Genomic DNA, 24,971 nt, shown 5'->3' with positions numbered 1-24,971 from the left:
GCCCGGACCCGCGCCCCGTCCGCGCAGCTATACTCGATCCACGGATGCTGCACCACAGCATTTTCCTGGCGGAATTCGTGCTGGAGGAACCAACATGCCTTTGTGCGACCTTTGCCTGTCGCAGCTGGACCGGCCGGGCCATTTCCCGCCCCATGCGGGCCTGCTGAAGTCTGCGACGCTGCGCACCGCCAGCGGCCAGAACGCCTTCGTGTACCGCTGTAGCGATTGCGGCGAAAGCCTGCTGCTGGCCTCTGCCGACGGCGAGGCACCGGACCGGTGGACACGGCTGGACGCCGATGGCTGGCGCTGAGGCTGGAACTGGCGCAATCGGCAAGTCAGCGCTGCGCTTCGGCCCGCCTTGATCCTGGGCAAATCTGCATTGCATGGGGAGCCGGATAATCTGGCTCAAGCGGGCCATTTCCCCCGCCAACCACGCCATGGCCAAGAAATTTCCATTGCACCCAAGCCATCCCGAGCGCGTCTGCTGGGGTTGCGACAAATATTGCCCGACCGACGCCATGGGATGCGGCAACGGCTCCAGCCGGACGCAGCATCCCATCGAACTGCTTGGCGACGACTGGCTCGACTACGGCGACTGGGGCATTGAAGCCCCAGACGCCTCCGCGCACGGACCCGCCCCGGCCTGACCGGCCTGAGCGGCCCCCATCCCCCCCTTCACGCACCCGTCCTGCTTCTCGCGGGACGCCTGGTGCATGCCGGGTCTTTCTCAGGCATCGCGCGATGGCCGGCACGCGCGGCAGGCTCCATACGGCTTTCACGCGTTCACGCGTTCACGCGGCGGCTGCGAGAACCACGACGCGGGCGGGATTACAATCGCCTTCAGGGGCTATACAGCCCTTCCCCTACCGCCCCCACAGCCTCCCTCCGGAACCATCATGCTGAACCTCCAGGATTCCTCGCTGCTGCGGCAGCAGTGCTATATTGACGGCCGCTGGATCGACGGCGAACGCCGCATTGATGTCACCAACCCCGCCACCGGCGAACGCGTCGCCCAGGTGCCGCAACTGGGCGCCGACGAGGCCCGTCAGGCCATCGAAGCCGCCAACCGCGCGCTGCCCGCCTGGCGCGCGCGCACCGCCAAGGAGCGCTCGGCGCTGCTGCGCAAGTGGTTCGAGCTGATCCTCGCCAGCCAGGAGGACCTTGCGCGCATCATGACCGCCGAACAGGGCAAGCCCATCGCCGAGGCACGCGGCGAGATCGCCTATGCGGCCTCGTTTATCGAATGGTTCGCCGAAGAAGGCAAGCGGGTCTATGGCGACACCATTCCCGCACCGGCCACCAACCAGCGCATCGTCGTCACCAAGGAGCCCGTTGGCGTGTGCGCGGCGATCACGCCGTGGAACTTCCCCGCGGCGATGATCACGCGCAAGGCCGGCCCTGCGCTGGCGGTCGGCTGCACCATGGTGCTCAAGCCCGCCTCGCAGACGCCGCTGACTGCGCTGGCGCTGGTTGCGCTGGCCGAGCGTGCCGGCATCCCGGCCGGCGTGCTGTCGGTGGTGACGGGGTCGGCCAGCGCCATCGGCGGCGAGATGAGCAGCAACCCGCTGGTGCGCAAGCTGACCTTCACCGGCTCGACCGAGGTGGGCCGCGTGCTGATGGCGCAGACCGCATCGACCATCAAGAAGGTGTCGATGGAACTGGGCGGCAACGCGCCCTTCATCGTCTTCGACGATGCCGACCTCGACGCCGCGGTGGAAGGCGCGATCGTGTCGAAGTACCGCAACGCCGGCCAGACCTGCGTCTGCGCCAACCGCATCTATGTGCAGTCGGGCGTGTATGACGCCTTTGCGCAGAAGCTGGTGGCCGCGGTGGCCGCGCTCAAGGTCGGCAACGGCATGGACGACGGCGTGCGCATCGGCCCGCTGATCGACGACAAGGCCGTGGCCAAGGTGGAGGAGCATATCGCTGACGCGCTCGGCAAGGGCGCGCGCGTGCTGCACGGCGGCCAGCGCCACGCGCTCGGCCATTCGTTCTTCCAGCCGACCGTGCTGGCCGATGTCGCGCCCGGCATGCAGGTCGCGCGCGAGGAAACCTTCGGGCCGCTGGCGCCGCTGTTCCGCTTCGACACCGAGGACGAGGTCGTGGCGATGGCCAACGATACCGAGTTCGGCCTGGCCAGCTACTTCTATGCGCGCGATCTGGGCCGCGTCTGGCGCGTGTCCGAACGGCTGGAGTACGGCATGGTGGGCGTCAATACCGGGCTGATCTCGAACGAGGTGGCGCCGTTCGGCGGCGTCAAGCAGTCGGGCGTCGGCCGCGAGGGGTCGCACTACGGCATCGAGGACTACCTGGTGATCAAGTACACCTGCATGGCCGGGATCTGAAGCCGCGGCGGCGCGACCAGCGCGAACACAGGGGGGGTTATTCCAGCGAGCAGGCCGAGCGGAAGCGCTCGATCTGGTCGCGGAAGCGCTGCATCTGCTCGAGCTGGTAGCGCGCATGGTCGGCCCCGTACGGCTTGCCTAGCTCATGCAGCGCACCGTCGGCGGCCCGCGACAGCCCTTCGAGCGCCTGCGCCAGCGCCCGCCCTTCCACGCTGCGATGCCGGCGCAGGCGCCACGACAGCGCTTCCTGGCCCTGGCCTAACAGGCTCTGGTCGAGATGGCCGAGCCGGTCGGCAGTGGCCTGCGCGTCATGGAGCGCAGCCAGATAGGCGCACACCGCCGACAGCCGCTGGTTCATCTCGCCACCGCGGCACAGCAGGTCGCCAGCGCACCTGCGCAAGCGCTCCGCCGCGCCGTGCTCGCCCGCCGGCGGGCAGTCGGGCACATAGGTGCCGAGCGGTCGCACCGACAGCGTCAGCCCCGGTGGCAGTACGCTGGTGCACAGGCTGGCCAGCTGGCGCTGCAATGCGCCATCGAGCTCGCAGCAGGCCACCACGTCGGCCTCGACGTAGAAGTCCAGCGACGCCTGCCGGCCCTGCCCGCTGCACACCACCGTGCGCACCGGCTGGTGCCCCGCCTGCACCAGCACGCGAAGCGCCGCTTCGATGCAGCGCTGCGCGATGCCGTCGCCCGACAGCGCACGGACCAGGGCATGCGCGTGCGGCATGCCGGTGATTTCAGTTCGGGTCGGCAGGAACGCGCCCGGCTGGCCCGGGTTGCCGGACAGTCTCAGGCTGGTCTCGACATAGCTCGGGGCTGTACCCGTCATCAATGACTCCGTGTTTTGGTTGCTATGGCCTTGCGGCCGGTGGCGGGGCGCAAAAAGAGGAAGGGCTGGCATCAGCGCGTCCCGCCAGCGGGCTGCGAGGCCATCACGATCGCCGCATGCATGCCGCCCAGCGGGTGCCGCGCCTCGGCTGCCGTCAGCGATGCCAGCACCTTGCAGTCGTCCAGCCGGAAGCGGCACAGCAGCAGGTTCGAGCGTGCCAGGGCCACCATTTGCGCCGGTGATAATTCGGCCAGCGCGCGCCCCAGCTCCTGCCGCATGCCAAGCCGGAACAGCGCCTCGGCTTCGTGCTGGCGCAGCAGGCGCTGCGCCAGCATCAGGTATGACAGGTTCAGCTGCTGGACGTCGCGCAGGATGTCAGCCCCGGCATTGTTGCGGTCCGCCGCGACGGGCGCCGTGCCCGCGCCCGCGTCCGTGACGTCGGCGTGCTCTGGTTTGCGCTTCATTGGATGGATGCTGTGGTCCCCGCGGCAAGGTCCGCGGCAGTGGCCGGCACGTTGTGCGCCGAGATCGTCGGGCGTTCGGCGATGGCGCGCAGCGCGGGCTTGTCGAGCAGCTCGACGCTACGGTGCCGTACGCGGATCAGCCCGATCTCGGCCAGCCGCGAGAACTGGCGGCTGACCGTCTCCAGCGTCAGGCCCACATAGCTGCCGATTTCCTCGCGGCTCATGCGCAAGACGAAGGCCGACGATGAAAAGCCGCGCGCCGCGAAGCCGTCGGCCATCCACAGCAGGAACGTCACCAGCCGCTCCTCGGCGGTCATGAGTGCCAGCATGGTCTGCATCGCCCGCGCGCGCCGCGCCTGGTAGTCGAGCGCCAGGAACAGCTGGCTGGCCAAGGCAGGCGCTGCGGCTGTGGCGGCACTGCCCGGGTCGAGCGCGATCACGCACAGCCTGGTGTCTTCCAGCGCCGTGGCATACGACACGTAGCAACTGCGCGCGAGGCTGTCGAGCCCGACCAGCTCGCCCGGAAAATGGAAGCCAACCACCTGCGTGCGCCCGTCTTCGGTGGTGACATGGGTCTTGACCGTGCCGAAGCGGATCGCATAGAGCGCGGTGACCGGATCGCCGATCAGGTACAGCGGCTGGCCCTTGCGCAGCCGGATGCTGCGCAGCGGCTGCGGACCCGCCGCGGGATGCGCACGCAGTACCAGGCCGGCCGCGTGGCAGCCACGCGCCTGGGGGCAACTGTCGCAGCAAGGCAGGGCGTCAGGCGGCGCGGACTGGCCTTTGGTCGGTGGCAATTGCATCGTTCCGTGACAAAGATTGACGGCGTAGAAAAGCTGTGACCATTCTATGAATTGCACACCGCGTAACAATCTGTACATTCCGAATCACCATCGCGAAGCTTCCGACCGCTCAGGCGCCGCGGCTCGCCTGCTTCGGCGCGGGGCGCGGTATGCTTACGTAACGCGCAGCGCCGCGGCGCGTGCTTTACGGACAGCGCCGGCAAGCCGGCAGCAGCGAACCCAGATTTCGCCATGAAGAAAGCCCCCGCCGGTGCCGACGGCCCGGCCGCACACGCGTCACCCCGCGAAGCGCAAGCCAACACGGCCAGCGACGCGCCCTACCGGACGCTGGTCGAGTCCGTGCAGGACTATGCCATCTTCACGCTCGACGTGACCGGGCACGTGTCGAGCTGGAACAAGGGCGCGGCGCGCATCAAGGGCTATACCCGCGAAGAGATCCTGGGCAAGCACTTCTCGACCTTCTACACGCCCGACGCCGTGGCACGACGCTGGCCGGATGCCGAACTCAAAGCCGCCGCCGAGTTCGGGCGCTTCGAGGACGAAGGCTGGCGCGTGCGCAAGGATGGCAGCCGCTTCTGGGCCAATGTGGTGATCACGGCGCTCAAGGAGCCCGACGGCAAGCTGATCGGCTTCGGCAAGGTGACGCGCGACATGACCGCGCAGCGCCGCACCGCCGAAGCGCTGCGCCAGAGCGAGGAAACGCTGCGGCTGCTGGTGGAAGGCGTGAAGGACTACGCGGTCTTCATGCTCGATCCCGCCGGCAATATCGTCAGCTGGAATTCCGGCGCCTCATACATCAAGGGCTACCGCCGCGACGAGATCCTGGGCCGGCATTTCTCGGTGTTCTACTCCCCCGACGACATTGCCGCCGGCAAGCCGGCGCGGCTGCTCGAACAGGCCCGGCGCGCCGGCCGCGTCGAGGACCAGGGCTGGCGCGTGCGCAAGAACGGTTCGCTGTTCTGGGCCCACGTCATGCTGACCGCCGTCTATGACGAATCGCGCGCGCTGCGGGGCTTTGCCAAGGTCACCCGCGACATGAGCGAGCGCCGTCGCCACGAGGAGCTGGAGCGCTCCAGCCAGCGCATGAGCGAATTCCTGGCCACGCTGTCGCACGAGTTGCGCAATCCGCTGGCGCCGGTGCACAGTGCGCTGGCGGCGATACGGCTGGCGCCCGGCGACGCGGCGCTGGCCGACAGGAGCCTGAGCCTGATCGAACGCCAGGTCACGCACCTGAGCCGGCTGGTCGATGACCTGCTCGACATCGGCCGCATCAACTCCGGGCGCATCGAGCTGCGCACCGGGCCGCTGGAGTTCAACGAAGTGATCGCGCTCGCCGCCGAGGCCGCACGGCCGTCGCTCGACGCCAAGTCGCAGCACGTCGCGGTGCAGACCCACGCCGCGTCGATCCCGATGCACGCCGACAAGACCCGGCTGGTGCAGGTGATGCAGAACCTGATCCTGAATGCGTCGAAATTCTCGCCGGCGCGGACGACCGTCAGCATCGTCACCGCCGTACAAAAACGTACCCTTCTGGTACAGGTGATCGACCAGGGCCGCGGCATCGCGCCGCAATCGCTGGAAGACATCTTCAACATGTTCGTGCAGGAAAGCCGCCCCGGCACCGATGCGCATGGCGGGCTCGGCATCGGCCTGTCGCTGTGCCGCGCGCTGGTGGAGCTGCATGGCGGCACCATTGCCGCGGACAGCGGCGGGCCGGGCATGGGCAGCACCTTCACGCTGCGCCTGCCGCTGCCGGTCGCGCAGGAGACCGCCACGATGCAGCCCCCGGGGCACGCCGCGGCCGGCGGCCATGCCACCATCGTGCAACAGGCAAAGCGCATCCTGCTGGTCGACGACAACCGCGACGCCGCCGACAGCCTGGCGATGCTGCTGGAAATGTGCGGCCACGACGTGACCATAGCCTACGATGGCGTCGAAGCGCTGCACGTGGCGCCGCGCTGCCGCCCGCATATCGCGCTGATCGACCTGGCCATGCCGGGCATGGACGGCTTCGAGGTGGTGCGCGCCATGCGCGGCGTGGCCGGCACCGGACAGACCCACTACGTCGCGCTGACCGGCTTCGGCCAGCCCGCCGACCGCGAGCAGAGCGAGCGCGCGGGGTTCGATGCGCACCTGGTCAAGCCGGTGGAACTGGAAACGCTGTTCGGCACCATCGCCCGACTGCAGCAGTCCGAATAACTTGCGCCGCGAGCGCCCGCTGCACGCCGTGCGCGCGGCGGAAGGCCACCTTCGCCAAAGCCAAACCCGCGCCCGCTTGCGCTGCGACACACTGAGGCCCGTTCCATCGCCAGAAAACACATGGAGGAGACAGCGATGCAGGGTTGGATCAGGCGTGCAGCCAGCGGGCTGCTGTTGGCATTCGCCGCCACGGCGGCAGGCACGGCAATGGCGGACTACCCGGACAAGCCGGTCCGGCTGGTGGTTCCCTTCCCGCCCGGCGGCGCAACCGACCTGCTGGCGCGCGAGATCGGCAATGCCCTGTCGGCGCGCCTGCAACAGCCGGTGGTGATCGACAACCGTCCCGGCGCCGGCGGCAACCTGGCTGCCGTCGCCGTGGCGCGGGCACCGGCCGACGGCTACACCCTGCTGTTCGGCACCTTCGGCTCCCTGGCAGTCAACAAGAGCCTGTACGCCAGGCCCGGCTACGACCCGCTCAAGGATTTCGCCCCGGTAGCATCCGTGGCCTACCTGCCCAATGTGCTGGTGGTCCATCCGTCGGTGCCGGCGCGCACCGTTCAGGAACTGCTGGCGCTGGCGCGCAAGGAGCCGGGCAAGCTGACCTACGGCTCGTTTGGCAACGGCTCGTCGTCGCACCTGGCGGGTGAGCTGTTCACGCACCTCGCCGGTGTCAATATCGCGCACATTCCGTACAAGGGCAGCGCCGCATCGATGACCGACCTGATCGGCGGCCGCATCACGATGATGTTCGACAGCGTCTCCACCGCCCTGCCGTATATCCGCGACAATCGCGTGCGCGCGCTGGCGGTGACCACGCAGAAGCCCTCGGAACAGCTGCCGGGCGTGCCAACGCTGGCTGCCGCGGGCGTGCCCAACTATGAACTGACGGCGTGGTTCGGCGTGGCGGCGCCTGCCGGCACGCCCAAGGCCGTGATCGACAGGCTGAACGGCGAGATCGTTGCCGCACTGAAGCAGCCGGAGCTGTCGGCAAAGCTGGCGGGCCAGGGCACGGTGCCGTTCCCGGCCACGCCCGCGCAGTTCGGCAGCTATATTCGTGCGCAGTACGAGAAGTGGGACGGCCTGATCAAGTCCGCCAATATCCGGCTGGACCAGTAACCGGCCGGGTCAGCCGGCGGCGCCGGGCAGCGCGCCAAAGCGCCAGGACAGCCGCCGCGCCGCCTGCCGCACCAGCGCGGCGGGCGCGCCTTGCGTGCCGCTGTCGAAGCTGCCGCTCGACCCCATCACCGCGATCACCAGTGCCAGGCTGCCGGTATGGTCGAACACCGGCGCCGCCAGCGTATCGATGCCCGGCACCGGGTGGCTCAGCGCGTTGTCGATCTGCGCCGCGCGCACCTGTGCCAGGCGGGCGGCGTAGTCGGCCGTAAGCTTTCCGTCTTCCCCCAGCACCTGCCCGACGGCAGCGCCGGCCATGCGCAGGTAATCGGTTTGCAGCAGCCCGGCCAGCACGTTGCCGGGCAGGTGCGCGGCCACGGTGCGGCCGATCGCGGTATTGACCAGCGACAGCACCGTGCCGACGCGCAAGCTGACATGCTGCGGCCGCGCCGATTCCTCCAGCCTCACCACGGTTGGACCCATCGGGCCCAGCACGGCCATGGCCACGCTCAGGCCGGTGGTGCCGGCGAGCTCGATCACTTCGGGCTCGGCCTCGCGCGTCGGCGACAGCCGCTGCAGCGCGACCAGGCCGAGCTCCAGGCCCAGAGGGCCGCACCGGTAGTTGCCCGCGGCATCGCGCGCGAGCAACCCGGTCTTCTGCAGGCTGACCAGGTGCGGGAATGCCTTGGCGGCGGGCATGCCGGCAGCCAGCGCCAGGTCGCGCAAGGCCAGCGGACGGCCCGCGGCGACCAGCGCGCCCAGCAGCTGGCCGGTGCTGTCGAGGGACTGGATACCGCGCTGCGGCTTGCCGCCTTCGGCGTCGGCTTCCGGGCTGGTGATGGCGTCCTGGTCGGGTATGCGGGTCGGGGTCATGCCGGGCTTTCCTCTTCCGTACCTTCCCCACCTTCCGCGCGCAGGGTCGCGGCGATATCGGCCGCCGCCGCCAGCAGCGCCCGTGCGGCGGTGCCATTCCAGTCGACGTCGATGGCGCCGGTCGAGCCAACCAGCGTGAGCACCAGCCGCAGCGCCCCGGCAGCGTCCAGCACCGGCACGCTGAGACTGCTGACCGCGGGGCTGGGCGTGTCGATGCTGCGCTCGATGCCGCGTTCGCGGATGGCCTGCAGCGTGGCGCCGAAGTCAGCCAACTGCGCCACCAACTGCGCGTCCGTGGCTTCCGGCTGCTGCGCGCGCCACAGCGGTTGCCACTGCGCCGGCGGCCGGAACGCGCAGTAGACGCGGCCGGTAGCGGTGGCCGCCAGTGCCATCACCGTGCCCACGTGCAGGTTCACATGCAGCGGCGCGCTGGCGGGCACGTAGCGCACGATCGTCGGCCCCTGCGGCGCCGCGATGCTGATGGCCACGCTGAAGCCCGACGACTGCGCGAGCGCGTCGACGCGCGGCAGCGCGGCGCGGTAGGCCGGATCCTGCTCCAGGCGCAGCATGCCGAGCTGCAGCGATAGCGGTCCGGGCTCGTAGCGGCCGGAGACATGGTCGCGCTTGAGCAGGCCCAGGCGCGTCAGGCTGACGAGGTAGGCGTGCGCCTGCGCGGGCGCCAGCTGCGCCGCCTCGGCCAGTGCGGCCAGCGGCATCGGTACGCGTGCCGCCGCCAGCGCGGCCAGCAGCCGGCCTCCGACTTCCACGCTCTGGATGCCGCGCTGGGCCTTGTCCGCCTTTTCCGGCTTGCCTTCCATTTCAGCGTTGCCGGCCGCGCCGGTTGCCTTGCCCCTGGCCATCGCCACCTTGTGTGATCGGAAACCCCGGATATTAATCGAACGCCATCCACGCGCCCTCCAACCAGGGTAAACCCGCAATCGATCGGCACCTGATCTGGTGATCCAGATGGCCGCAAATAAATTTGCCATAGGCTAATGCTTTAGCTATTGATTAATTAAACGACGTTTCCTAAGATTGCACTACCCCGTCGCAACACGCAGGCACCACCGCGTGGAAGACCCATAGAAACGGGGCGAGACAGCCCGTGCCGCCAGCCCAGTCTGCGGCACCAGCGCCGTGCGCACGTGCCGTCTTGCCTCCCACACAAAGGAAAGACGCCATGTCCAAGGCATTCGCATCCCAGGCCGACCTCGAAGCCAAGCAAGTCACCTTTACCCAGCTGTCCGAGAACACCTGGGCCTACACCGCCGAGGGCGATCCCAATTCCGGCGTGGTGATCGGCGACGACGGCGTGCTGATCGTCGACACCACCGCCACCCCGGCGATGGCGCAGGACCTGATCGCGCGCATCCGCACCATCACCGACAAGCCCATCAAGTACGTGGTGCTGTCGCACTACCACGCGGTGCGCGTGCTGGGCGCATCGGCCTACTTCGCCGAAGGCGCGCAGCAGATCATCGCCAGCCGCGGCACGTGGGAAATGATCGTCGAGCGCGGCGAGGCCGACATGAAGTCCGAGATCGAGCGCTTCCCTCGCCTGTTCGCCGGCGTCGAAACCGTGCCCGGCCTGACCTGGCCGACGCTGGTGTTCGACAAGGAAATCACGCTGTTCCTCGGCAAGCTGGAAGTCCGCATCGCCCACTTGGGCTCGGGCCACACGAAGGGCGACACCGTGGTCTGGCTGCCGCAGCAGAAGGTGCTGTTCTCCGGTGACCTGGTCGAGTACGACGCCGCCTGCTATTGCGGCGACGCCCAGCTGGAAGAATGGCCCGCCACGCTCGATGCGCTGCAGGCGCTCAACCCCGAAAAGCTGGTTCCCGGCCGCGGTCCCGCGCTGACCACGCCGGACGAGGTGAAGAAGGGCCTTGCCTACACCAAGGACTTCGTCACCACGCTGTTCCAGTCGGGCAAGGAAGCCGTGGCCGAGAAGCTCGACCTGAAGGCCGCGATGGCGCATACGCGCCAGGCCATGGATCCCAAGTTCGGCCATGTCTTCATCTACGAGCACTGCCTGCCGTTCGATGTCTCGCGCGCTTATGACGAAGCCAGCGGCATCCGCCACCCGCGCATCTGGACCGCGCAGCGCGACAAGGAAATGTGGGCCGCGCTGCAGGACTGAGCGACAGAAGAACCCACGACAAGTCGGGCAACGAAGCATCAAGAGTTGGATGGAGAGACAGGCAATGAGCAACATCGACTACCAGCGGTTGTCGTTTGAGTACCAGCCCTGCGCGGAACAGCGCGGCGCGCAGGCGGATGGCCCGGTCCATCCTGTCGTGGTGGTGGGCGCCGGCCCGATCGGACTGGCTACCGCCATCGACCTGGCCCAGCGCGGCGTGCGCGTGGTGCTGGTCGACGACGACTGCACGCTGTCCACCGGTTCGCGCGCCATCTGCTTCGCCAAGCGCACGCTGGACATTTTCGACCGGCTGGGCTGTGGCGAGCGCATGGTGGACAAGGGCGTGAGCTGGAACGTCGGCAAGGTGTTCCTGCGCGACCAGCAGGTCTACAGCTTCGACCTGCTGCCGGAAAGCGGCCACCGTCGCCCGGCCTTTATCAACCTGCAGCAGTACTACGTCGAAGGCTTCCTGCTGGAGCGCGCGCAGGCGCTGGCCAATATCGAGATCCGCTGGCACAACAAGGTGGTCGGGCTGGAGCAGCGCGTGGATGGCGCGGTGCTGACCATCGAGACGCCCGAAGGCTGCTATCCGCTGGCCGCGCGCTACGTGGTGGCCGCCGATGGCTCGCGCAGCCCGATGCGCAGGCTGCTCGGCCTGGACAGCAAGGGCCGCACCTTCCGCGACCGCTTCCTGATCGCCGACGTGAAGATGGAGGCCGACTTCCCCAGCGAGCGCTGGTTCTGGTTCGACCCGCCCTTCCACCCCAACCAGTCGGTGCTGCTGCACCGCCAGCCGGACAGTGTCTGGCGCATCGACTTCCAGCTCGGCTGGGATGCCGATCCGGTGCTGGAAAAAACGCCCGAGCGCGTGATCCCGCGCGTGCAGGCGCTGCTCGGCAAGGACGTGAAGTTCGAGCTGGAATGGGTCAGCGTGTACACCTTCTCGTGCCTGCGCATGGACAGCTTCCGCCACGGCAATATCCTGTTCGCCGGCGACTCGGCGCACGGCGTGTCGCCGTTCGGGGCGCGCGGCGCCAACAGCGGCGTGCAGGATGCCGAGAACCTGGCATGGAAGCTGGCCTACGTGCTGCAGGGCCACGCCGCCGACAGCCTGCTCGACACCTATGCCAGCGAGCGCGAATACGCCGCCGACGAGAACCTGCTGAACTCGACCCGCGCCACCGATTTCATCACGCCCAAGAGCGCCGTCAGCCGCGTGTTCCGCGACGCGGTGCTGACCTTGTCGAAGCGGCACGCCTTTGCCCGCGGCCTGGTCAACAGCGGCCGCCTGTCGGTGCCGGCCGTGCTGCACGGCTCGCCGCTGAACACCGCCGACGCCGATGAAGGCTATGCCGGCGGCATGGTGCCGGGAGCGGTCTGCGCCGACGCGCCGGTGTCCGGGCCGCAAGGTGCCGGCTGGCTGCTGTCGCACCTGGGGCAGGATTTCACCGTGCTGCTGTTCGGCAATCACGATGCCATCGACGCCGCCACGCTGGCGGACCTGTCCGCGCTCAGGCAAGGCACCGTACCGCTGCGGCTGGTCTACGTCACGGACGCGGCGCAGCCGGCGATGACCTGTTCCAGCGCCACGGTGCTGCGCGACGACCAGGGCCTGGCCGCGGCCCGCTACGGCGCCGCGCCCGGCACCTGCTACCTGGTGCGCCCCGACCAGCATGTGTGCGCGCGCTGGCGCCGCGCCGACCCCGCCGCGATCCGCGCCGCGCTGGCGCGCGCCACCGGAGCCGGCCTGGCCGCGCCGGCCCCGGACCGGATCGCCGCCTGAATCACGCCGGACAGCACGCCGGACAGCACGAAAACAGGAGACGACAACATGCCCGCCACCCTCAACACCCAACCCAACCTGGCCCGGCCCGACGATTTCTACGAAGCGTTGATCGAGATGCACCGCGACCTCGACGACGCCCAGAGCCAGGCCGCCAACGCGCAGCTGATCCTGCTGCTGGCCAACCATATCGGCGACCACGACGTGTTGCTGGCCGCACTGCAGGCGGCTCGCGAAGGCGTGGCCGACATGCCGGGCGCGGCAGCGCCGGCAGCCTGACCCGGCACGGGCGCGGCCAGGCCGCGCCCCACACCGCTCTTTCGCTGGCCCGACCCAGGTCCGCCAGCTAGCGCGCAGCAGACGCGCCCGGCAGCGCCATCCCTGGCTGCAACCACCCCGCCGCAACCCGCGCAGCCACCACCGCAGCTACCAACAATATGGAGACAAACACCATGAGCCATCCGGTCTCAGGGGATCTTGCGTCCCTGCACCTGACGCCCACCACTTCCACCACTGCCCCGCCCACGCTGGCGGCGTACGAGGAAGACGCGCTCTACCGCAAGGTATGGCTGCGCATCATCCCCTTCCTGTTCGTCTGCTACGTGGTCTCGTTCCTGGACCGCATCAACATCGGTTTCGCCCAGTTGCAGATGAAGCAGGACCTCGGCTTCAGCGACGCCATGTACGGGCTGGGCGCCGCGATCTTCTACGTCGGCTACGTGCTGTGCGAGGTGCCCAGCAACATGCTGCTGGCGCGCTTCGGCGCGCGCCGCACCTTCACGCGCATCATGGTGCTGTGGGGCCTGGCATCGGTGGGCATGATGGCCGTGTCGACGCCGGCGCAGTTCTACACGCTGCGCTTCCTGCTGGGCGTGTTCGAGGCTGGTTTTTTCCCCGGCATCGTGCTCTACCTGACCTACTGGTTCCCCGCGCGGCGCCGCGCCGCGGTCATGGCCATCTTCTTTGCCGGCGTGGCGGTGGCGGGCGTGCTCGGCGGCCTGGTCTCCGGCTGGATCATGCGCGACATGGCCGGCGTGCTTGGCCTGCAGGGCTGGAAATGGATGTTCGCGATCGAAGGCGCGCCCGCGGTCTTCCTGGGGTTGATTGCCGCACGCTGCCTGGTGGACGGTCCGGAACACGCCCGCTGGCTCAGCGCCGGCGAGCGCGCTTACCTGATCCGCGCCGCGGCCGGCGAGGCGGCCAACGCCGCCGATGCAGGCAAAGGCGGCCATTCGCTGCAGGCGCTGCGCCAGGTGCTGCGCAGCCCGCGCGTGTACCTGTTCGCCTTTATCTATTTTTCGCTGACGTGCGGCTCGCTCGCGCTGAGCTTCTGGATGCCGCTGATCATCCGCGACTTCGGCATCACCGATGTGATGTCGGTCAGCCTGTATTCGGTGGTGCCCAATGCCGTCGGCGCGGTCGGGCTGATCCTGATCGCGCGCCACTCCGACCGCACCGGCGAGCGCCACCGGCACTTCCTGCTGTGCACCGCCGGCGGCGCGCTGGCGCTGGCCGCGCTCACGCTGCATCCGACCAGCCTGGCCATGATGCTGGCGATCCTCTCGGTTGCCGCCGTGCTGATCTTTGCCGCGCTGCCGGTGTTCTGGTCGCTGCCGCCCAGCTACCTGCCGGGCGCAGGGGCAGCGGCCGGCATTGCGATGATCAGCAGCGTCGGCATCACCAGCGGCATCGTCAGCCCATGGGTGATCGGGCAGATCAAGACCCGCACCGGCAGCCTCGACCATGCGCTGTTGCTGCTGGCCGCGCTGTTGCTCGCCAGCGGGCTCGCGATGTGGCTGGGCGTACCGCGCCAGGCCACGCAAGGATCCCGCCAGGCCCGGCAGGATTGACCTGCAGGAAAGGCCTGCAACGGGTTTCGTCAAACCGGAATGTCCGCACCCGCGCGGGTGCGGCGTTCAGTGGGACCGGCCGCAGGGAATGACCTGCGCGATCTCCTCGCGCATCACCTCGACCACATCATCGATCTCCAGCCCTTCGGCCGTCACCAGCACGTCCTGTCCGCGGCCGATCGCGTAGACCACGCCGCGCCAGCGGCCGGGCTCGACGGCCTCGCACAGGCGGATATTGAACTCGGTGTCCTGGTCCTGGCTGTACACCGTCACCAGGTCACCAATCTGGGGTGCCCGGACCGATTCTCCGTCGAACGCCCGGGCCACCACGGTCACCGGCGACTGCGTCAGTCCCCTGGCAAATCTTGCACGCATGGTCCGCTCCTCTAATGCGATCCAAGTCCAGCTTACAAGAGGGGCGCCAAATAACCAGAAATTTCAACGAGAAAGTCGGGCTTGCTGCCCTCCGCGCGCACTCTGGGCTGTCAGACAGCGCCGGATAGACAGCCGCCGTACATTGCCCACAATAAAGGCATCGACAGTCAAGGAGACAGCAAAATGGGCACCAGCATACACGTCGTGCCGCATCGGGATGGCTGGGATGTCATCCATGAAGGCGCTCGCTACGCCGAATCCCACCACGCCACCCAGGAAGAAGCCATCGCCGTCGCGACCACGCAGGCGCAACGCGAGCATGTTGAACTGCTGGTCCACGGCCGCGATGGCCAGATCCGCTCGCGCAACAGCTTCGGCCACGATCCGCGCACCATACCGGGCTAAACCGCGTCTCGCCGGATAACGCTTCCGGCGTCCAACCCTGCGCAGGCACATCGATGCCAACGCACCGGGACGACCACAATGACCTGAAGTCAGCTGCCGCCATCGCAGCCGCGGCCGTGCCGCTGCCTCGGGTCGACGACCCGCGCAGAGCCCCTTCTCCTCCCCCTTCGCCAATGCACTCGCGGTGCAGGCCGAAGCGCTTGCCACGCACCGGGTGGTACTGCTGGGCGAAAGCACGCACGGTACCGCGGAGTTCTACCATGCACCCGGCCCGACAGCTACGAACACCTGTTCCGCCAGGCCGCACGCGCAATGCTGGCTCGACTTGCGGGGCGCGCGCGGCGGCGCGCTCGACGACGCCCGCAACGCGTTGCGGCCGCCGCGGCAGGAGCGCTTCATCGGGGTCATCTACCGGCCCGAAACGGAATTGCCGAGCCACTAGGCGCGCGCGACACTGCCGCGGCAGTTCGACGCGCTGCTGTGGTTCGACCGCTCGCGTGCGGTCCCGGCGTTTCCGGCCAGTCCGGCTCCGGGCGCGCCGGAAACGTGGCCGACCGGACTATAGAGCAGAGGCTATTTGCGGGATTTTGGAGCCTTCGGCTCCGACGCCGGATAGTCATACCGCTGCGCAGACTGCGGCCCCTCGTTCACCGCTGGCGACGCCGGCATGGCGGGCGTGGCCGGTGTTGCGCGGCCGCCGCTGGTGGAAGGCGAAGCAGGGGAAGCAGGCGTAGCCGGCGTGGCGCGGCGCGTATCGCCCTGCCCCGGAATGACATCGGACGCAGCCATCCCCGGCGCACGGGTGTCGGCGCCCGGCCGCGTGGTCTGCGCCCAGGCCGGAACACTCAGCAGCACGGCCAGTGCAAAGCTTGCAAGGTGCTTCATGGCAGTAACTCCTTGTTTCTCCTTGTTGCCGTGGATAGCCGGCCAACACCTTGGCAGCCGGCCGCGAAGCCTTGGCCGATGCGAAAGTCGTGCCATGCGGCGCTCCCCTGCGCCTCACCCGCCGGTACGGTCCGGCGCCACGCTGACGTGGTTGACGACCTCTCGCGCGCCGCCGGCCGCGCGGATGCACGCCTCGATCGCCGCACGAGCCGCCTGCGTGCCGACCGCGCCTTCGATGGTGACGCGCCCGTCTGTGACGTTCAGCGCGATCTCGCTGACATCGAGGCCGCTGTCCCACAGCCGCGCGCACAGCGCGGCCTGCAGTTCGACGTCAGCGGCGGTGACAGCAGTGCCGCGCGGATTGGCTGGCGGCGTATTGGAAGAATCCTGCATGCGTGGCCCCCGGCGTCAGTACATGCGCATGCCATGGCCCGGATGCGCAGCCGTAGTCTCGCCCCGCGCCACGCGCAGGTGGTTCACCACCTCCGTGACGCCGTAGATCTCGTCCGCGATATCTTCGATCCGGTACTTCTGCTGGCGATGGGGCACGCAGCCCTCCAGCGTGACCACGCCTTGCTCCACCCGCACCTCGACGTCTTCCACCTCAAGCCGGGCGTTGCGCGCGAGCTGCTCGCACAGGTCCTCGAGGATGCGCGCATCGCTGCGCTGGTAGTTGCGCGGACCTACCGGACGTACCGGGCGCGGGCCGCCGCGATACAGGTCCATGCGCTCGTTGTAGCCGGTGAATTGGCGGTAAGGATCACGCCCGCGCGGCGCTTGCCCGGCGCGTGCGTCTGACGCGCTGCCGGGCTGCCGGCCGTGCGTGCCGCCGAATTCGCCGGGCTTCACCGGCTTGTCATAGTCATAGACGCCATAGGCGCCTACGTAATGGCTGCGCATGTCGGTTTCGGGCACGGCGCTTTCGTGCCACGGTTGTCCGCGCCAGTTGTCTCTACGGTCCATTGTCGTCTCCGCTTGCGGTGCCGGTATCTGCAGCGCCGCTATCTGCAGTAGCGCTGTCTGCCGTACTGCTATCTCCCGTACCGCTATTTCTGCCGCGGCGGCACCAGGCCGCGGTCGGGCTGGCTGAGCTTGCCGGCGCGCAACTGCCGCACCGCGCATGCCAGCGCACGCGCCACGTTATCCACCTCGCCAAGCACGCCTTCATCCTCGTCCAATTCCACATGGCTGGTGGCATATGGCTTGTAGTAGCCGATAAACCGATCCAGCCGCGCCTGCGGGCCGGCATCGACCAGGCCCATCCAGTCGAGCCAGTCGGACAGCGCGCGGCGCACGCCTTCGATGCCGGCCACGTCGCCGTGGACCACCAGCCCATAGGTACGGCCTGCCAGATGCTTGGGATAGTCCCACCCCGCCAGTTCGATCGACTTGGCTCGCACCACGTCCTTGCCCTGCGTGCTGGTCGGATCCGGGTTGCCGCCATCGGCACAGACCAGCCTGTCCATCATCAGCTTCAGCGGGCTGCTGGCCTGGTACCAGTAGACCGGCGTGACGATCAGCACGCCATGGCAGCCGGCCCAGCGCGGATAGATGTCGTTCATCCAGTCGTTGATCTGGCCGAGCGCATGGTTGGGGTAGCAGCTGCAGGGCCAGTGGCATAGCGGCATCGACGTCGAGACGCAGCCCTTGCACGGATGGATGCGCAAGTCGGCATCGGACGCAAGCAGGCTCAGGTCGAGCATATCGGCTTCCATGCCCTCCGCTTCCAGCGTTGCACGCGCACGCTGCGAGAGTCGCCAGGACTTGGACATCTCGCCGGGGCAGGTGTAGTCGTTGCGCGCCGCGGCACAGACCAGCAGCACCCGCGAGGGTGTGGCAGGGTCGGCCTGCCGCTGCTGCGCCACGCGCACCGCCTCGCTGGCCGCGCGCCATTCGTCGGACAGCTCATAGTCCGGATCGGCGTAGCCGGGCCCGGCCCTGTGCTTGAGCGGCGCCTTGCGGCCCTCCTGGTAGGCCTCCCACGCAATGCGCTCGAGCCGCGCCAGGGCTTCATCCTCGTCACGGTAGGCAGGGTCGGTGAAGCGCGCCATGAAGCGCCGCCGGAAGGTTTCGCGCGGCAGCGGCACGCTCACCTGTCCCTTGCGAACATCGGCGGGATCGCCGGGATAGCGCGGCTTGCGGGGTGCATCCGGCGCCGGCTGGTTCGGCTTGTGCGTCGGGTCTGGCATAGGTATCTCCATGCGACTCTTGACTCTGGTGTGGGTGCCGATGCAGGACATGCAAGATAAACGCCACCATCCGCCCGCCAAGTGCAGCGGGTGCGGCCACGCAGCTTTTACAAGGCCGCCGCCGGCGCTGCATGTACATTTTTCCTCGCTTGAGGCGCCTGCGCGACGCTGCGACGACCGCTGGCCGGCGCGGCGCCGGTGCGGCGGCACTGGCACGGAAACTGCCGCCGCTGCCATCAATTCCACTCCGGATGCCGTCATGGATGTGATGGAAATTCTGGTCGATGTGATGCGCGAGGACGACGCGCTGAAGAAGAATCCCGCCGTACCGTGCCGGAGTGCCCGGCAATGACCCAACGCGACGCAAGCGCCGGCTCGGGCGATAACCGCAGCATCGCCCGCTACCTCAGGCGCCACGGCATCCAGGTGGTGACTGCGGAATCGTGTACCGCTGGCCTCATTGCATCGCGCATCGCCGAAGTGCCGGGCTGCGGCGACGTCCTGTATTGCTCGATCGTCGCGTATTCGCCATCGGCGAAGGAGCAGTTGCTGCGCGTGCCGTCGGAAACCATCCGCCGGTACGGGCTGACCAGCGAAGAAGTGTCGCTGGCGATGGCACTGGGCGCGATGCAGCTCACCGGCGCCGACCTGGCGCTGGCGAACACCGGCGTGGCCGACGACGGCGGCGACGGTGACACCCCGGCCGGCACGCAATGCTTTGCCTGGGTCTTCCGCCGACCCGGCCATGCCGGCCATGTGGACGGCGAAGTGCTGGCCGCGCCGGCGGGCGTGGCGGTGTTCACGGAAACCCGGCGCTTCCCCGGCGAACGCAATGCCGTGCGGGAAGCCGCGGCGGACTGGGCGCTGGCCCGGATCTGCCATTACCACGAACTGGCGCGCCGCGGCGAAGGCACCCGCACCGCGGCGCGCGGCTGAATTGCCGGACACGCCCTCGGGCGAAACGGCATAACCCAGGGCCCTGGGCCCGACCGACGTAGTCTTGCAATGGAGACCATCATGAAACGCACCCTCGCTACCACGGCACTGGTCGTCGGCACCGCGCTCTGCCTGCCGGCCTTCGCCCAACAGGCGCCGGCCTCGCCTACCGCGCCGAATCCAAGCGCGCCACCGATCGAAGGCGCCGGCGCCTCGCGCAACCAGCCGGCCGCCACCGACATGACCACGGCGCCGACCGACACGACCAAGGACACCGCCAAGAAGTCCAAGTCGACCGGCAAGCAGGCCAACACCGCCCGCAGCAAGAAGCCTCGTGAGCAGGGCGCGCCGGCCGCACCGACCGCCGATGCGCCGAGCGGCCCGAAGGGCGACTCGCCGGACCCGGCGACCAAGCAGTAGCGCATTGCCGTTGCGCATGCGTTGAGCGCAATCGTAGCGGGGCTTCTGCGGACGGGCTCCCGCCCGATGGGCGCTGCTCAGGTATCCCCGCGCAGCGCCCGGGTCGCCTGCGCCAGCGCGGCTTCCCGCTCGCGCTTGCGCCAGCGGTGGCAGCGCCACAGTTCTTCCAGGTATGGCAGTCCGGCGAGCAAGGCGACTGCGATAAGCAGTCCGCCCAGATAGCCTGGCGGCAGCGGCGTGGGCTTCCACACCAGCGCCAGGCGCGCCGGTTCGCTGCCCGCGCCGAACAGCGCCAGGAACTGGCCCCAGTGCATCACCATCACGTATGAGGCCGCAGCCATCGGCAGGACTTCGAGCAGGCTGTGCATATGCTGCTCGACCGGTGCGATATGGCGGCGCTTGCTCGCGTACTGCACGTCCCACCACGCCGTGGCCTCGTGGAGCACCAGCGCCGCCAGCACGACGGCGATCACCAGCGCATTGACTTCCAGGAACAGCACCATCAGCAGCGGCAGGCCGACCTCGGCCAGCATCAGCATGTGCAGCAACGATTCGCGCACGCCGGCGTTGCGCTCGATGTGCGTAAGCCGGTGGCACAGCCAGTCCCCTGCGCCGGCGAGCAGCCACAGCGGCACGAGGCCGTACATCAACACCAGGCGCGCGGCGTGTTCGAAAGCTTGCAGGTCGGCAGAAGCTGCAGTGGGCATGGTGGGGGGATCCCGACAGTGTCCCGATAGCGTCCCGGCAGTAACCGGCTACGGACGCGCCGGCTGCGAACGGTATTGTTCGCGCAGCACCCGGAACAGCTCATGGTTGACCTGCACGCCGCGATACTGGCGCCGCACTACCGCCCGCACGCGCGAGCCCAATGCGAGCGCCCGCAGCGCGCGCGCATAGCGCCGCTGCACCGCCAGCTCGCCCTTGCTGACCGCATGCAGGATGGCGCGGTCCGAGCGGTGCTTGCCAGCACCGCCCCGGCATGCTTCGGCCGGCATCGCCTCTGGCAACTGCCCGAGCTCCAGCAGGCACGCCTGCAGTTCCTGCGCAGCCAGCGCAAAGGCATTGGCGCGGCTGGTCAGCAGCGACTTGAGATGCGGATTGGCGGCGGCGCGAGCCGCGCGCCGGCAATCGTGCTCGCCCTCGCGCGAGACCGCGATCAGCGCGTTGAGCACCAGGATCTTCTTCTTTGCCATCGCACACCTGCCTGGTCCGCGGTCGGACCCGTGAAGTCATCGATCGGGGCCGGCCGAGGCCGGCGGTTGCTGGCGGGCGCCCTGGACATGGCGCATGTCGGCGCGGGACAAGGATAGTGGCTCGGCGTCTGCGCTGCCAGTGCTGTCGCGGGCCGTGCCAAAGGCCCGGCGCGATGCCGCTTGCCAGGCCACGCGTGTTTCGCGCATGCCGCGCAGGTTCATACCGATCAGCGCCAGCTGCAGCACGATCAGCGCATAGGCATCGCCGTGCCACCCCCACGCGATCCATAGCACGTTGCTGGCCAGGAACACCCAGAACCCGGCGCGGCGCCGTCCGATGGAGCGCGATCCAACCAGCCATGTGGCCAGCACCGTCACCACCATCGCCGGCCATTGCGCAGCCTCCAGCCACCAGTCCATGCGCGCTCCCCGTTTTGTCCCTCGTGACATAGGTGACAGAGGGCAAGAAGCGTACCGGGCATTGTGAGTGCGCGCCGCGTGCCAGGCCCGCGGCCGCTTCTTGCCATGGGGCATGGCGTACCCGGTACTTTTTACAAGCGATAGCGTTTGACGCACATTGCCTTTCGCCGGAAATCCTTTGGCACGACGGGGCTCCGCCGCATATCTTCTATCGAGCGGGCGCGCTGGCACGCACTTCGCATGAATGTGCCATCCCCGCCGGCTGGCCATGTGGCGCCGGGGGTCTTTGTTGCACCGCCGGAGCCAAACAGCGGGAGGATTTTGTGCGGATCTGCCAGATCGACCTGACCGGAACCCCGGACGCCGACGAACACGCCTTGCAACGCGTGGCGGCACTGGGCTTCGACCACGTACTGATCGGCGGCTGGCCGCACCTGGCGGGGGCTGACACGCTGGCGGCGTGCGCCCGGCACGGGCTGGCGCCGCTGCTCGACATCTCACTGGACCGCTACAGCGCCGATGGGGAGCGCGCTGCCGATCCCGGCTGGATAGACGCCGCCGCCCCCGCCTTCGCCCCCCACGAAACCGACAACCATATTCCCGGCGCACGCCTGCGCTGGCATGACCAGCAGGTGGCCGTGGCATTGGTGCAATGGTGGGCCGCGCGGCTGCGCCGGGCATGGGGCTCGGGCGTGGCCGGCTTCTGCTGCCGCGCGCCGGCACGCGTGCCCGGCCGGCATTGGGCGGCGCTGGCAGAAGCGCTGCGCAACGACGCCGCGCCCCCCGAGGCGCGCGGCACGCCGCGCCTGCTGGCGTGGACGCCCGGCCTGACCCCCGCACAGCTGGACGACCTTGCCCCTGCCGGCTTTGATGGCGCCTTCTGCTCGCTGCCGTGGTGGGACTTCCGCAGCGCCTGGCTGACCGAAGAAATCGCACGGCTGCGCCGCTTCGGCCACGTGCTGGCGGCCCCGGCGCTGACGCCTGCCAGCCAGGATGCGGTGAGCGCACGCCGCGCGCTGTGGACCGCTGCCGCGATCGGCGACGGCATCCTGGTGCCGGCCGGCTTCGAGACCGGCGGGGCGCTGGCGCGCGACCCGCTCGCACCGGCTGGCGCAGGCCAGGAAGGGGCACCTTACGACATCACGCACGAACTGCTCGAGGCGACCACGTGGCTCGCCTCGCGCGACCCCGCGCCGGCGCTGGAGGTGCGGCTGCTGAGCGGGCCGGGGGCACCGCTGACGGCGCTGGCGCGCCTGCCCGCACCGAACAGCCTGTGCGCGGATCCCGCCGCAGGCAACGGCTTTGCCGAGCCCGATGGCGCCCCGGCGTTGACGGTGGTGGTCAATCCCGACCCGATGGCGCCCGGCACGCTCGGTGCCGACCGTGTGCTGAGCGCGCTGCCGCATGCCAGCGCCCATCTCGAAGCCACGCCGGGCGGACCCGGCGGCACGCTCGACGCCTACCACCGGCTCGACGCGTTGGGCTCGATCACGCTGGCACCCGCCGACATCCGCCTGTTTGAAGCGCCGCCGGTGCCGCTGACCCGGCCCGGCATGCCGCGCGCCGATGCCAGCGCGCCGCACGGACACGAAACCCTTTCCGCGACCGGGCTGGGCAGCGTGGTCGCCGCCATGGAAGCCCCGCGCATCGCCATCGAGCGGGTCGAGCCCGCCTGCGACGACGGCCGCTTCGCGGTGCGGCGCGTGGTGGGCGAACGCGTGGAAGTCAGCGCCGATATCTGGATGGACGGGCACGACAAGCTTGCCGCCGCGGTGCTGTGGCGCGCCCCCGGCGAGACCGACTGGCACGAAGCGCCGCTGCGCCCCGTGGTCAACGACCGCTGGCAAGGCAGCTTCCCGCTGGTGGCGCTGGGTCGGCATGAGTTCACGGTCGAAGCGTGGCGCGATGCCTATGCCAGCTGGCTCGACGAAATCGGCAAGAAGCGCGCCGCCGGCCTCAACGTCAGCCTCGAAATCGAGGAAGGCGCCCGGCTGATTGCCGACGCCCTGCTGCCGCCCGCCGCCAGGCATGGCAACAACGCAAGGAAAGGCAATGGCAGGAAAAGCGTCCATGAGCCCGCCTCGGACAGCGAACTGTCGGCCATCGTCGATGAACTGACCGCTGCCGCGCGCGACGACGAGCAACGCCTGGAGATCCTGCTGTCGCCACGCACCGCCGCCGCCATGCAGGCCCACATGGCCACGCCGGCCGGCCGCCAGTTCGTCTCGCGCCACCCGGTGGCGCTGCCGGTGGAAGCCGACCGCCTCGCCGCCCGCTACGCCAGCTGGTACGAGCTGTTCCCGCGCTCGCAAAGCAACGACGAGCAGCGCCACGGCACCTTCGACGATGTCATCGCGCGGCTGCCTGCCATCCGCGCGATGGGCTTCGACGTGCTCTACTTCACGCCTATCCACCCGATCGGCCGCACCCACCGCAAGGGCCGCAACAACAGCCTGCGCGCCGAGCCCGGCGAACCGGGCAGCCCCTATGCCATCGGCGGCGAGGAAGGCGGGCACGATGCCTTGCACCCCGAGCTGGGCACGTTCGACGACTTCCGCCGGCTGTGCGGCGCCGCGGCCGCGCACGGGCTCGAGATCGCGCTCGACTTCGCGATCCAGTGTTCGCCCGACCACCCGTGGCTGAAAGACCATCCCGAATGGTTCGCGCACCGCCCCGACGGCTCGCTGCGCTACGCCGAGAACCCGCCGAAGAAGTACGAGGACATCGTCAACGTCGACTTCTACGCCGTGCCACCCGCCGGCGCCGCGCTGTGGCAGGCCCTGCGCGACGTAGTGATGTTCTGGGCGGATCACGGCGTGCGCATCTTCCGCGTCGACAACCCGCATACCAAGCCGCTGCCGTTCTGGGAATGGATGATCGCCGACGTGCGCGCGCGCCACCCGGACACCATCTTCCTGGCCGAGGCCTTCACGCGGCCGAAGATGATGGCACGGCTCGCCAAGCTGGGATTCAGCCAGTCATACACCTACTTCACCTGGCGCAATACCAAGTGGGAGCTGACCGAGTACCTGACCGAGCTGACGCAGGGCCCGCTGCGCGAATTCTTCCGCCCGCACTTCTTCGTCAATACGCCGGACATCAACCCCTACTTCCTGCACCACGGCGGCCGCCCCGCATTCCTGATCCGCGCCGCGCTGGCCACGCTGCTGTCGGGCCTGTGGGGCATGTACAACGGCTTCGAGCTGTGCGAGAGCGCGCCCTTTGTGCTCGACGGCAAAGTGCGCGAGGAATACCTCGACTCCGAGAAATACCAGTTGCGCGCCCGTGACTGGCACCAGAGCGGCAACATCGTCGCCGAGATCTCGCGCCTGAACGAAATCCGCGCCGGCCACCCCGCGCTGCAGAGCCACCTGGGACTGCGCTTCTACCACGCCGGCAGCAATGCCGTGCTGTGGTTCGCGCGCTTCATCCCGGGCAGCGACTACCTGTTCGGCGACGACGTACTGCTGGCCGCGATCAACCTGGACCCGCACAATGCGCACGAGGCCGATATCGAACTGCCGCTATGGGAATGGGGCCTGTCCGACCATGCGCGCGTGGCCGTGCACGACCTGATGCGCGGCCAGCGTTTCGAGCTGCAGGGCAAGCACCAGCGCATCCGCCTCGACCCCGCGCAACTGCCCTTCGCGGTGTGGCACGTGCGCCCGCTGGACCGGCCGGCGCCGCGCCCCGCCGCCGCCCCGGCATCGGCCGACCCGCATGGCGCCTGACCGGCATACGTGGAGACA

General features: G+C 68.9%; 28 protein-coding genes. 15 read left to right on the top strand and 13 right to left on the bottom strand.

The features are described 5' to 3' along the window. Positions 1-94: 94 nt before the first annotated feature. The 3 genes from J8I34_RS24435 (at position 95) to gabD (ending at position 2,345) form a co-directional block, all read left to right on the top strand. Positions 95-310: a hypothetical protein gene (locus J8I34_RS24435; RefSeq protein WP_209775656.1), complete on the top strand. Its 216-nt coding sequence runs from the start codon at positions 95-97 to the stop codon at positions 308-310. Between the two features lie 127 nt (positions 311-437). After that, positions 438-647 (top strand): DUF3079 domain-containing protein, encoded by a 210-nt coding sequence (locus J8I34_RS24430; protein ID WP_084402623.1) that lies wholly within the window; start codon positions 438-440, stop codon positions 645-647. Between the two features lie 249 nt (positions 648-896). Further along, positions 897-2,345: an NADP-dependent succinate-semialdehyde dehydrogenase gene (gene gabD, locus J8I34_RS24425; RefSeq protein ID WP_209775655.1), complete on the top strand. Its 1,449-nt coding sequence runs from the start codon at positions 897-899 to the stop codon at positions 2,343-2,345. A gap of 37 nt (positions 2,346-2,382) precedes the next feature. On the opposite strand, the gene J8I34_RS24420 is transcribed toward gabD, so the two are convergent. The 3 genes from J8I34_RS24420 to J8I34_RS24410 form a co-directional block, all read right to left on the bottom strand. After that, a complete protein-coding gene (locus J8I34_RS24420) occupies positions 2,383-3,174 on the bottom strand; it encodes a hypothetical protein (RefSeq protein WP_209807183.1) in 792 nt (263 codons plus the stop codon). A 71-nt stretch (positions 3,175-3,245) separates the two neighbouring features. Then, entirely contained in the window at positions 3,246-3,638 is a 393-nt protein-coding gene (gene flhD / locus J8I34_RS24415; RefSeq protein WP_084402550.1) for a flagellar transcriptional regulator FlhD, read from the bottom strand. Beyond that, the gene (locus J8I34_RS24410) at positions 3,635-4,435 is read right to left on the bottom strand and encodes a helix-turn-helix domain-containing protein (protein WP_232232491.1); all 801 of its coding nucleotides are present in this window, start codon (positions 4,433-4,435) and stop codon (positions 3,635-3,637) included. Before J8I34_RS24410 ends, flhD begins: the two co-directional genes overlap by 4 nt. A gap of 237 nt (positions 4,436-4,672) precedes the next feature. Between J8I34_RS24410 and J8I34_RS24405 the strand changes: the two genes are divergently transcribed. Together J8I34_RS24405 and J8I34_RS24400 are read left to right on the top strand one after the other, a co-directional pair. Continuing rightward, a complete protein-coding gene (locus J8I34_RS24405) occupies positions 4,673-6,640 on the top strand; it encodes a PAS domain-containing hybrid sensor histidine kinase/response regulator (protein WP_029049124.1) in 1,968 nt (655 codons plus the stop codon). 135 nt (positions 6,641-6,775) lie between these two features. Beyond that, a complete protein-coding gene (locus J8I34_RS24400) occupies positions 6,776-7,756 on the top strand; it encodes a Bug family tripartite tricarboxylate transporter substrate binding protein (protein ID WP_029049125.1) in 981 nt (326 codons plus the stop codon). Positions 7,757-7,765: 9 nt separating this feature from the next. Here J8I34_RS24400 and J8I34_RS24395 read toward each other — a convergent pair whose 3' ends face one another. Continuing rightward, positions 7,766-8,626, bottom strand: a complete 861-nt coding sequence (locus tag J8I34_RS24395; RefSeq protein WP_051320611.1) for an IclR family transcriptional regulator — start codon at positions 8,624-8,626, stop codon at positions 7,766-7,768. Beyond that, positions 8,623-9,486 carry an IclR family transcriptional regulator gene (locus tag J8I34_RS24390; protein WP_029049127.1) on the bottom strand — a complete coding sequence of 288 codons (864 nt, stop codon included), beginning with the start codon at positions 9,484-9,486 and terminating at the stop codon, positions 8,623-8,625. Before J8I34_RS24390 ends, J8I34_RS24395 begins: the two co-directional genes overlap by 4 nt. A 320-nt stretch (positions 9,487-9,806) precedes the next feature. Here J8I34_RS24390 and J8I34_RS24385 point away from each other — a divergent pair, with 320 nt between their 5' ends. The 4 genes from J8I34_RS24385 to J8I34_RS24370 all read left to right on the top strand — a co-directional run bounded on the left by J8I34_RS24385 (position 9,807) and on the right by J8I34_RS24370 (position 14,399). Then, positions 9,807-10,766: an MBL fold metallo-hydrolase gene (locus J8I34_RS24385; RefSeq protein ID WP_209807182.1), complete on the top strand. Its 960-nt coding sequence runs from the start codon at positions 9,807-9,809 to the stop codon at positions 10,764-10,766. 64 nt (positions 10,767-10,830) lie between these two features. Then, complete coding sequence (locus J8I34_RS24380) at positions 10,831-12,549, top strand: FAD-dependent oxidoreductase (protein ID WP_209807181.1); 1,719 nt, start codon at positions 10,831-10,833, stop codon at positions 12,547-12,549. 48 nt (positions 12,550-12,597) lie between these two features. Further along, a complete protein-coding gene (locus J8I34_RS24375; RefSeq protein WP_029049130.1) occupies positions 12,598-12,828 on the top strand; it encodes a DUF2783 domain-containing protein in 231 nt (76 codons plus the stop codon). 173 nt (positions 12,829-13,001) lie between these two features. After that, on the top strand, positions 13,002-14,399 hold the full coding sequence (locus tag J8I34_RS24370) for an MFS transporter (protein WP_209807180.1): 1,398 nt from the start codon (positions 13,002-13,004) through the stop codon (positions 14,397-14,399). Positions 14,400-14,465: 66 nt separating this feature from the next. Here the strand turns inward: J8I34_RS24370 and J8I34_RS24365 are convergent, their stop codons facing one another. Beyond that, a complete protein-coding gene (locus J8I34_RS24365) occupies positions 14,466-14,774 on the bottom strand; it encodes a hypothetical protein (RefSeq protein WP_029049132.1) in 309 nt (102 codons plus the stop codon). Positions 14,775-14,957: 183 nt separating this feature from the next. Here J8I34_RS24365 and J8I34_RS24360 point away from each other — a divergent pair, with 183 nt between their 5' ends. Further along, positions 14,958-15,179, top strand: a complete 222-nt coding sequence (locus J8I34_RS24360; protein WP_029049133.1) for a DUF2188 domain-containing protein — start codon at positions 14,958-14,960, stop codon at positions 15,177-15,179. A gap of 184 nt (positions 15,180-15,363) precedes the next feature. After that, complete coding sequence (locus J8I34_RS34815; RefSeq protein WP_245176103.1) at positions 15,364-15,621, top strand: hypothetical protein; 258 nt, start codon at positions 15,364-15,366, stop codon at positions 15,619-15,621. Positions 15,622-15,752: 131 nt separating this feature from the next. Here J8I34_RS34815 and J8I34_RS24350 read toward each other — a convergent pair whose 3' ends face one another. The 4 genes from J8I34_RS24350 to J8I34_RS24335 all read right to left on the bottom strand — a co-directional run bounded on the left by J8I34_RS24350 (position 15,753) and on the right by J8I34_RS24335 (position 18,253). After that, entirely contained in the window at positions 15,753-16,064 is a 312-nt protein-coding gene (locus J8I34_RS24350) for a hypothetical protein (protein WP_029049135.1), read from the bottom strand. A gap of 114 nt (positions 16,065-16,178) precedes the next feature. Continuing rightward, complete coding sequence (locus J8I34_RS24345; protein WP_209807179.1) at positions 16,179-16,457, bottom strand: BON domain-containing protein; 279 nt, start codon at positions 16,455-16,457, stop codon at positions 16,179-16,181. 15 nt (positions 16,458-16,472) lie between these two features. Beyond that, the gene (locus J8I34_RS24340; protein ID WP_209807178.1) at positions 16,473-17,027 is read right to left on the bottom strand and encodes a BON domain-containing protein; all 555 of its coding nucleotides are present in this window, start codon (positions 17,025-17,027) and stop codon (positions 16,473-16,475) included. Between the two features lie 83 nt (positions 17,028-17,110). Then, a complete protein-coding gene (locus J8I34_RS24335) occupies positions 17,111-18,253 on the bottom strand; it encodes a flavodoxin family protein (protein WP_209807177.1) in 1,143 nt (380 codons plus the stop codon). Positions 18,254-18,302: 49 nt separating this feature from the next. Here J8I34_RS24335 and J8I34_RS24330 point away from each other — a divergent pair, with 49 nt between their 5' ends. The 3 genes from J8I34_RS24330 to J8I34_RS24320 all read left to right on the top strand — a co-directional run bounded on the left by J8I34_RS24330 (position 18,303) and on the right by J8I34_RS24320 (position 19,609). Beyond that, a complete protein-coding gene (locus J8I34_RS24330; protein WP_209807176.1) occupies positions 18,303-18,605 on the top strand; it encodes a hypothetical protein in 303 nt (100 codons plus the stop codon). Continuing rightward, positions 18,602-19,189 carry a CinA family protein gene (locus J8I34_RS24325; protein WP_209807175.1) on the top strand — a complete coding sequence of 196 codons (588 nt, stop codon included), beginning with the start codon at positions 18,602-18,604 and terminating at the stop codon, positions 19,187-19,189. The genes J8I34_RS24330 and J8I34_RS24325 overlap by 4 nt, the downstream gene beginning before the upstream one ends. Positions 19,190-19,270: 81 nt before the next feature. Next, entirely contained in the window at positions 19,271-19,609 is a 339-nt protein-coding gene (locus J8I34_RS24320; protein ID WP_209807174.1) for a hypothetical protein, read from the top strand. A gap of 77 nt (positions 19,610-19,686) precedes the next feature. Here J8I34_RS24320 and J8I34_RS24315 read toward each other — a convergent pair whose 3' ends face one another. From J8I34_RS24315 to J8I34_RS24305, 3 genes are read right to left on the bottom strand one after another with little or no spacing between them, the layout of a single operon-like run. Then, the gene (locus J8I34_RS24315; RefSeq protein ID WP_051320612.1) at positions 19,687-20,316 is read right to left on the bottom strand and encodes a hypothetical protein; all 630 of its coding nucleotides are present in this window, start codon (positions 20,314-20,316) and stop codon (positions 19,687-19,689) included. Positions 20,317-20,364: 48 nt separating this feature from the next. Next, positions 20,365-20,802 (bottom strand): PA2169 family four-helix-bundle protein, encoded by a 438-nt coding sequence (locus J8I34_RS24310; protein ID WP_209807173.1) that lies wholly within the window; start codon positions 20,800-20,802, stop codon positions 20,365-20,367. 36 nt (positions 20,803-20,838) lie between these two features. Further along, positions 20,839-21,222 carry a hypothetical protein gene (locus J8I34_RS24305; protein ID WP_029049143.1) on the bottom strand — a complete coding sequence of 128 codons (384 nt, stop codon included), beginning with the start codon at positions 21,220-21,222 and terminating at the stop codon, positions 20,839-20,841. A gap of 323 nt (positions 21,223-21,545) precedes the next feature. Between J8I34_RS24305 and J8I34_RS24300 the strand changes: the two genes are divergently transcribed. Further along, entirely contained in the window at positions 21,546-24,953 is a 3,408-nt protein-coding gene (locus tag J8I34_RS24300) for an alpha-1,4-glucan--maltose-1-phosphate maltosyltransferase (RefSeq protein WP_209807172.1), read from the top strand. Positions 24,954-24,971: the final 18 nt, after the last annotated feature.

This window comes from Cupriavidus phytohabitans, from assembly GCF_017815025.1.
Taxonomy (GTDB): Bacteria; Pseudomonadota; Gammaproteobacteria; order Burkholderiales; family Burkholderiaceae; genus Cupriavidus.
Note: the sequence above shows the minus strand (reverse complement) of the source record. Positions and strands in the feature narration are given on the sequence as shown.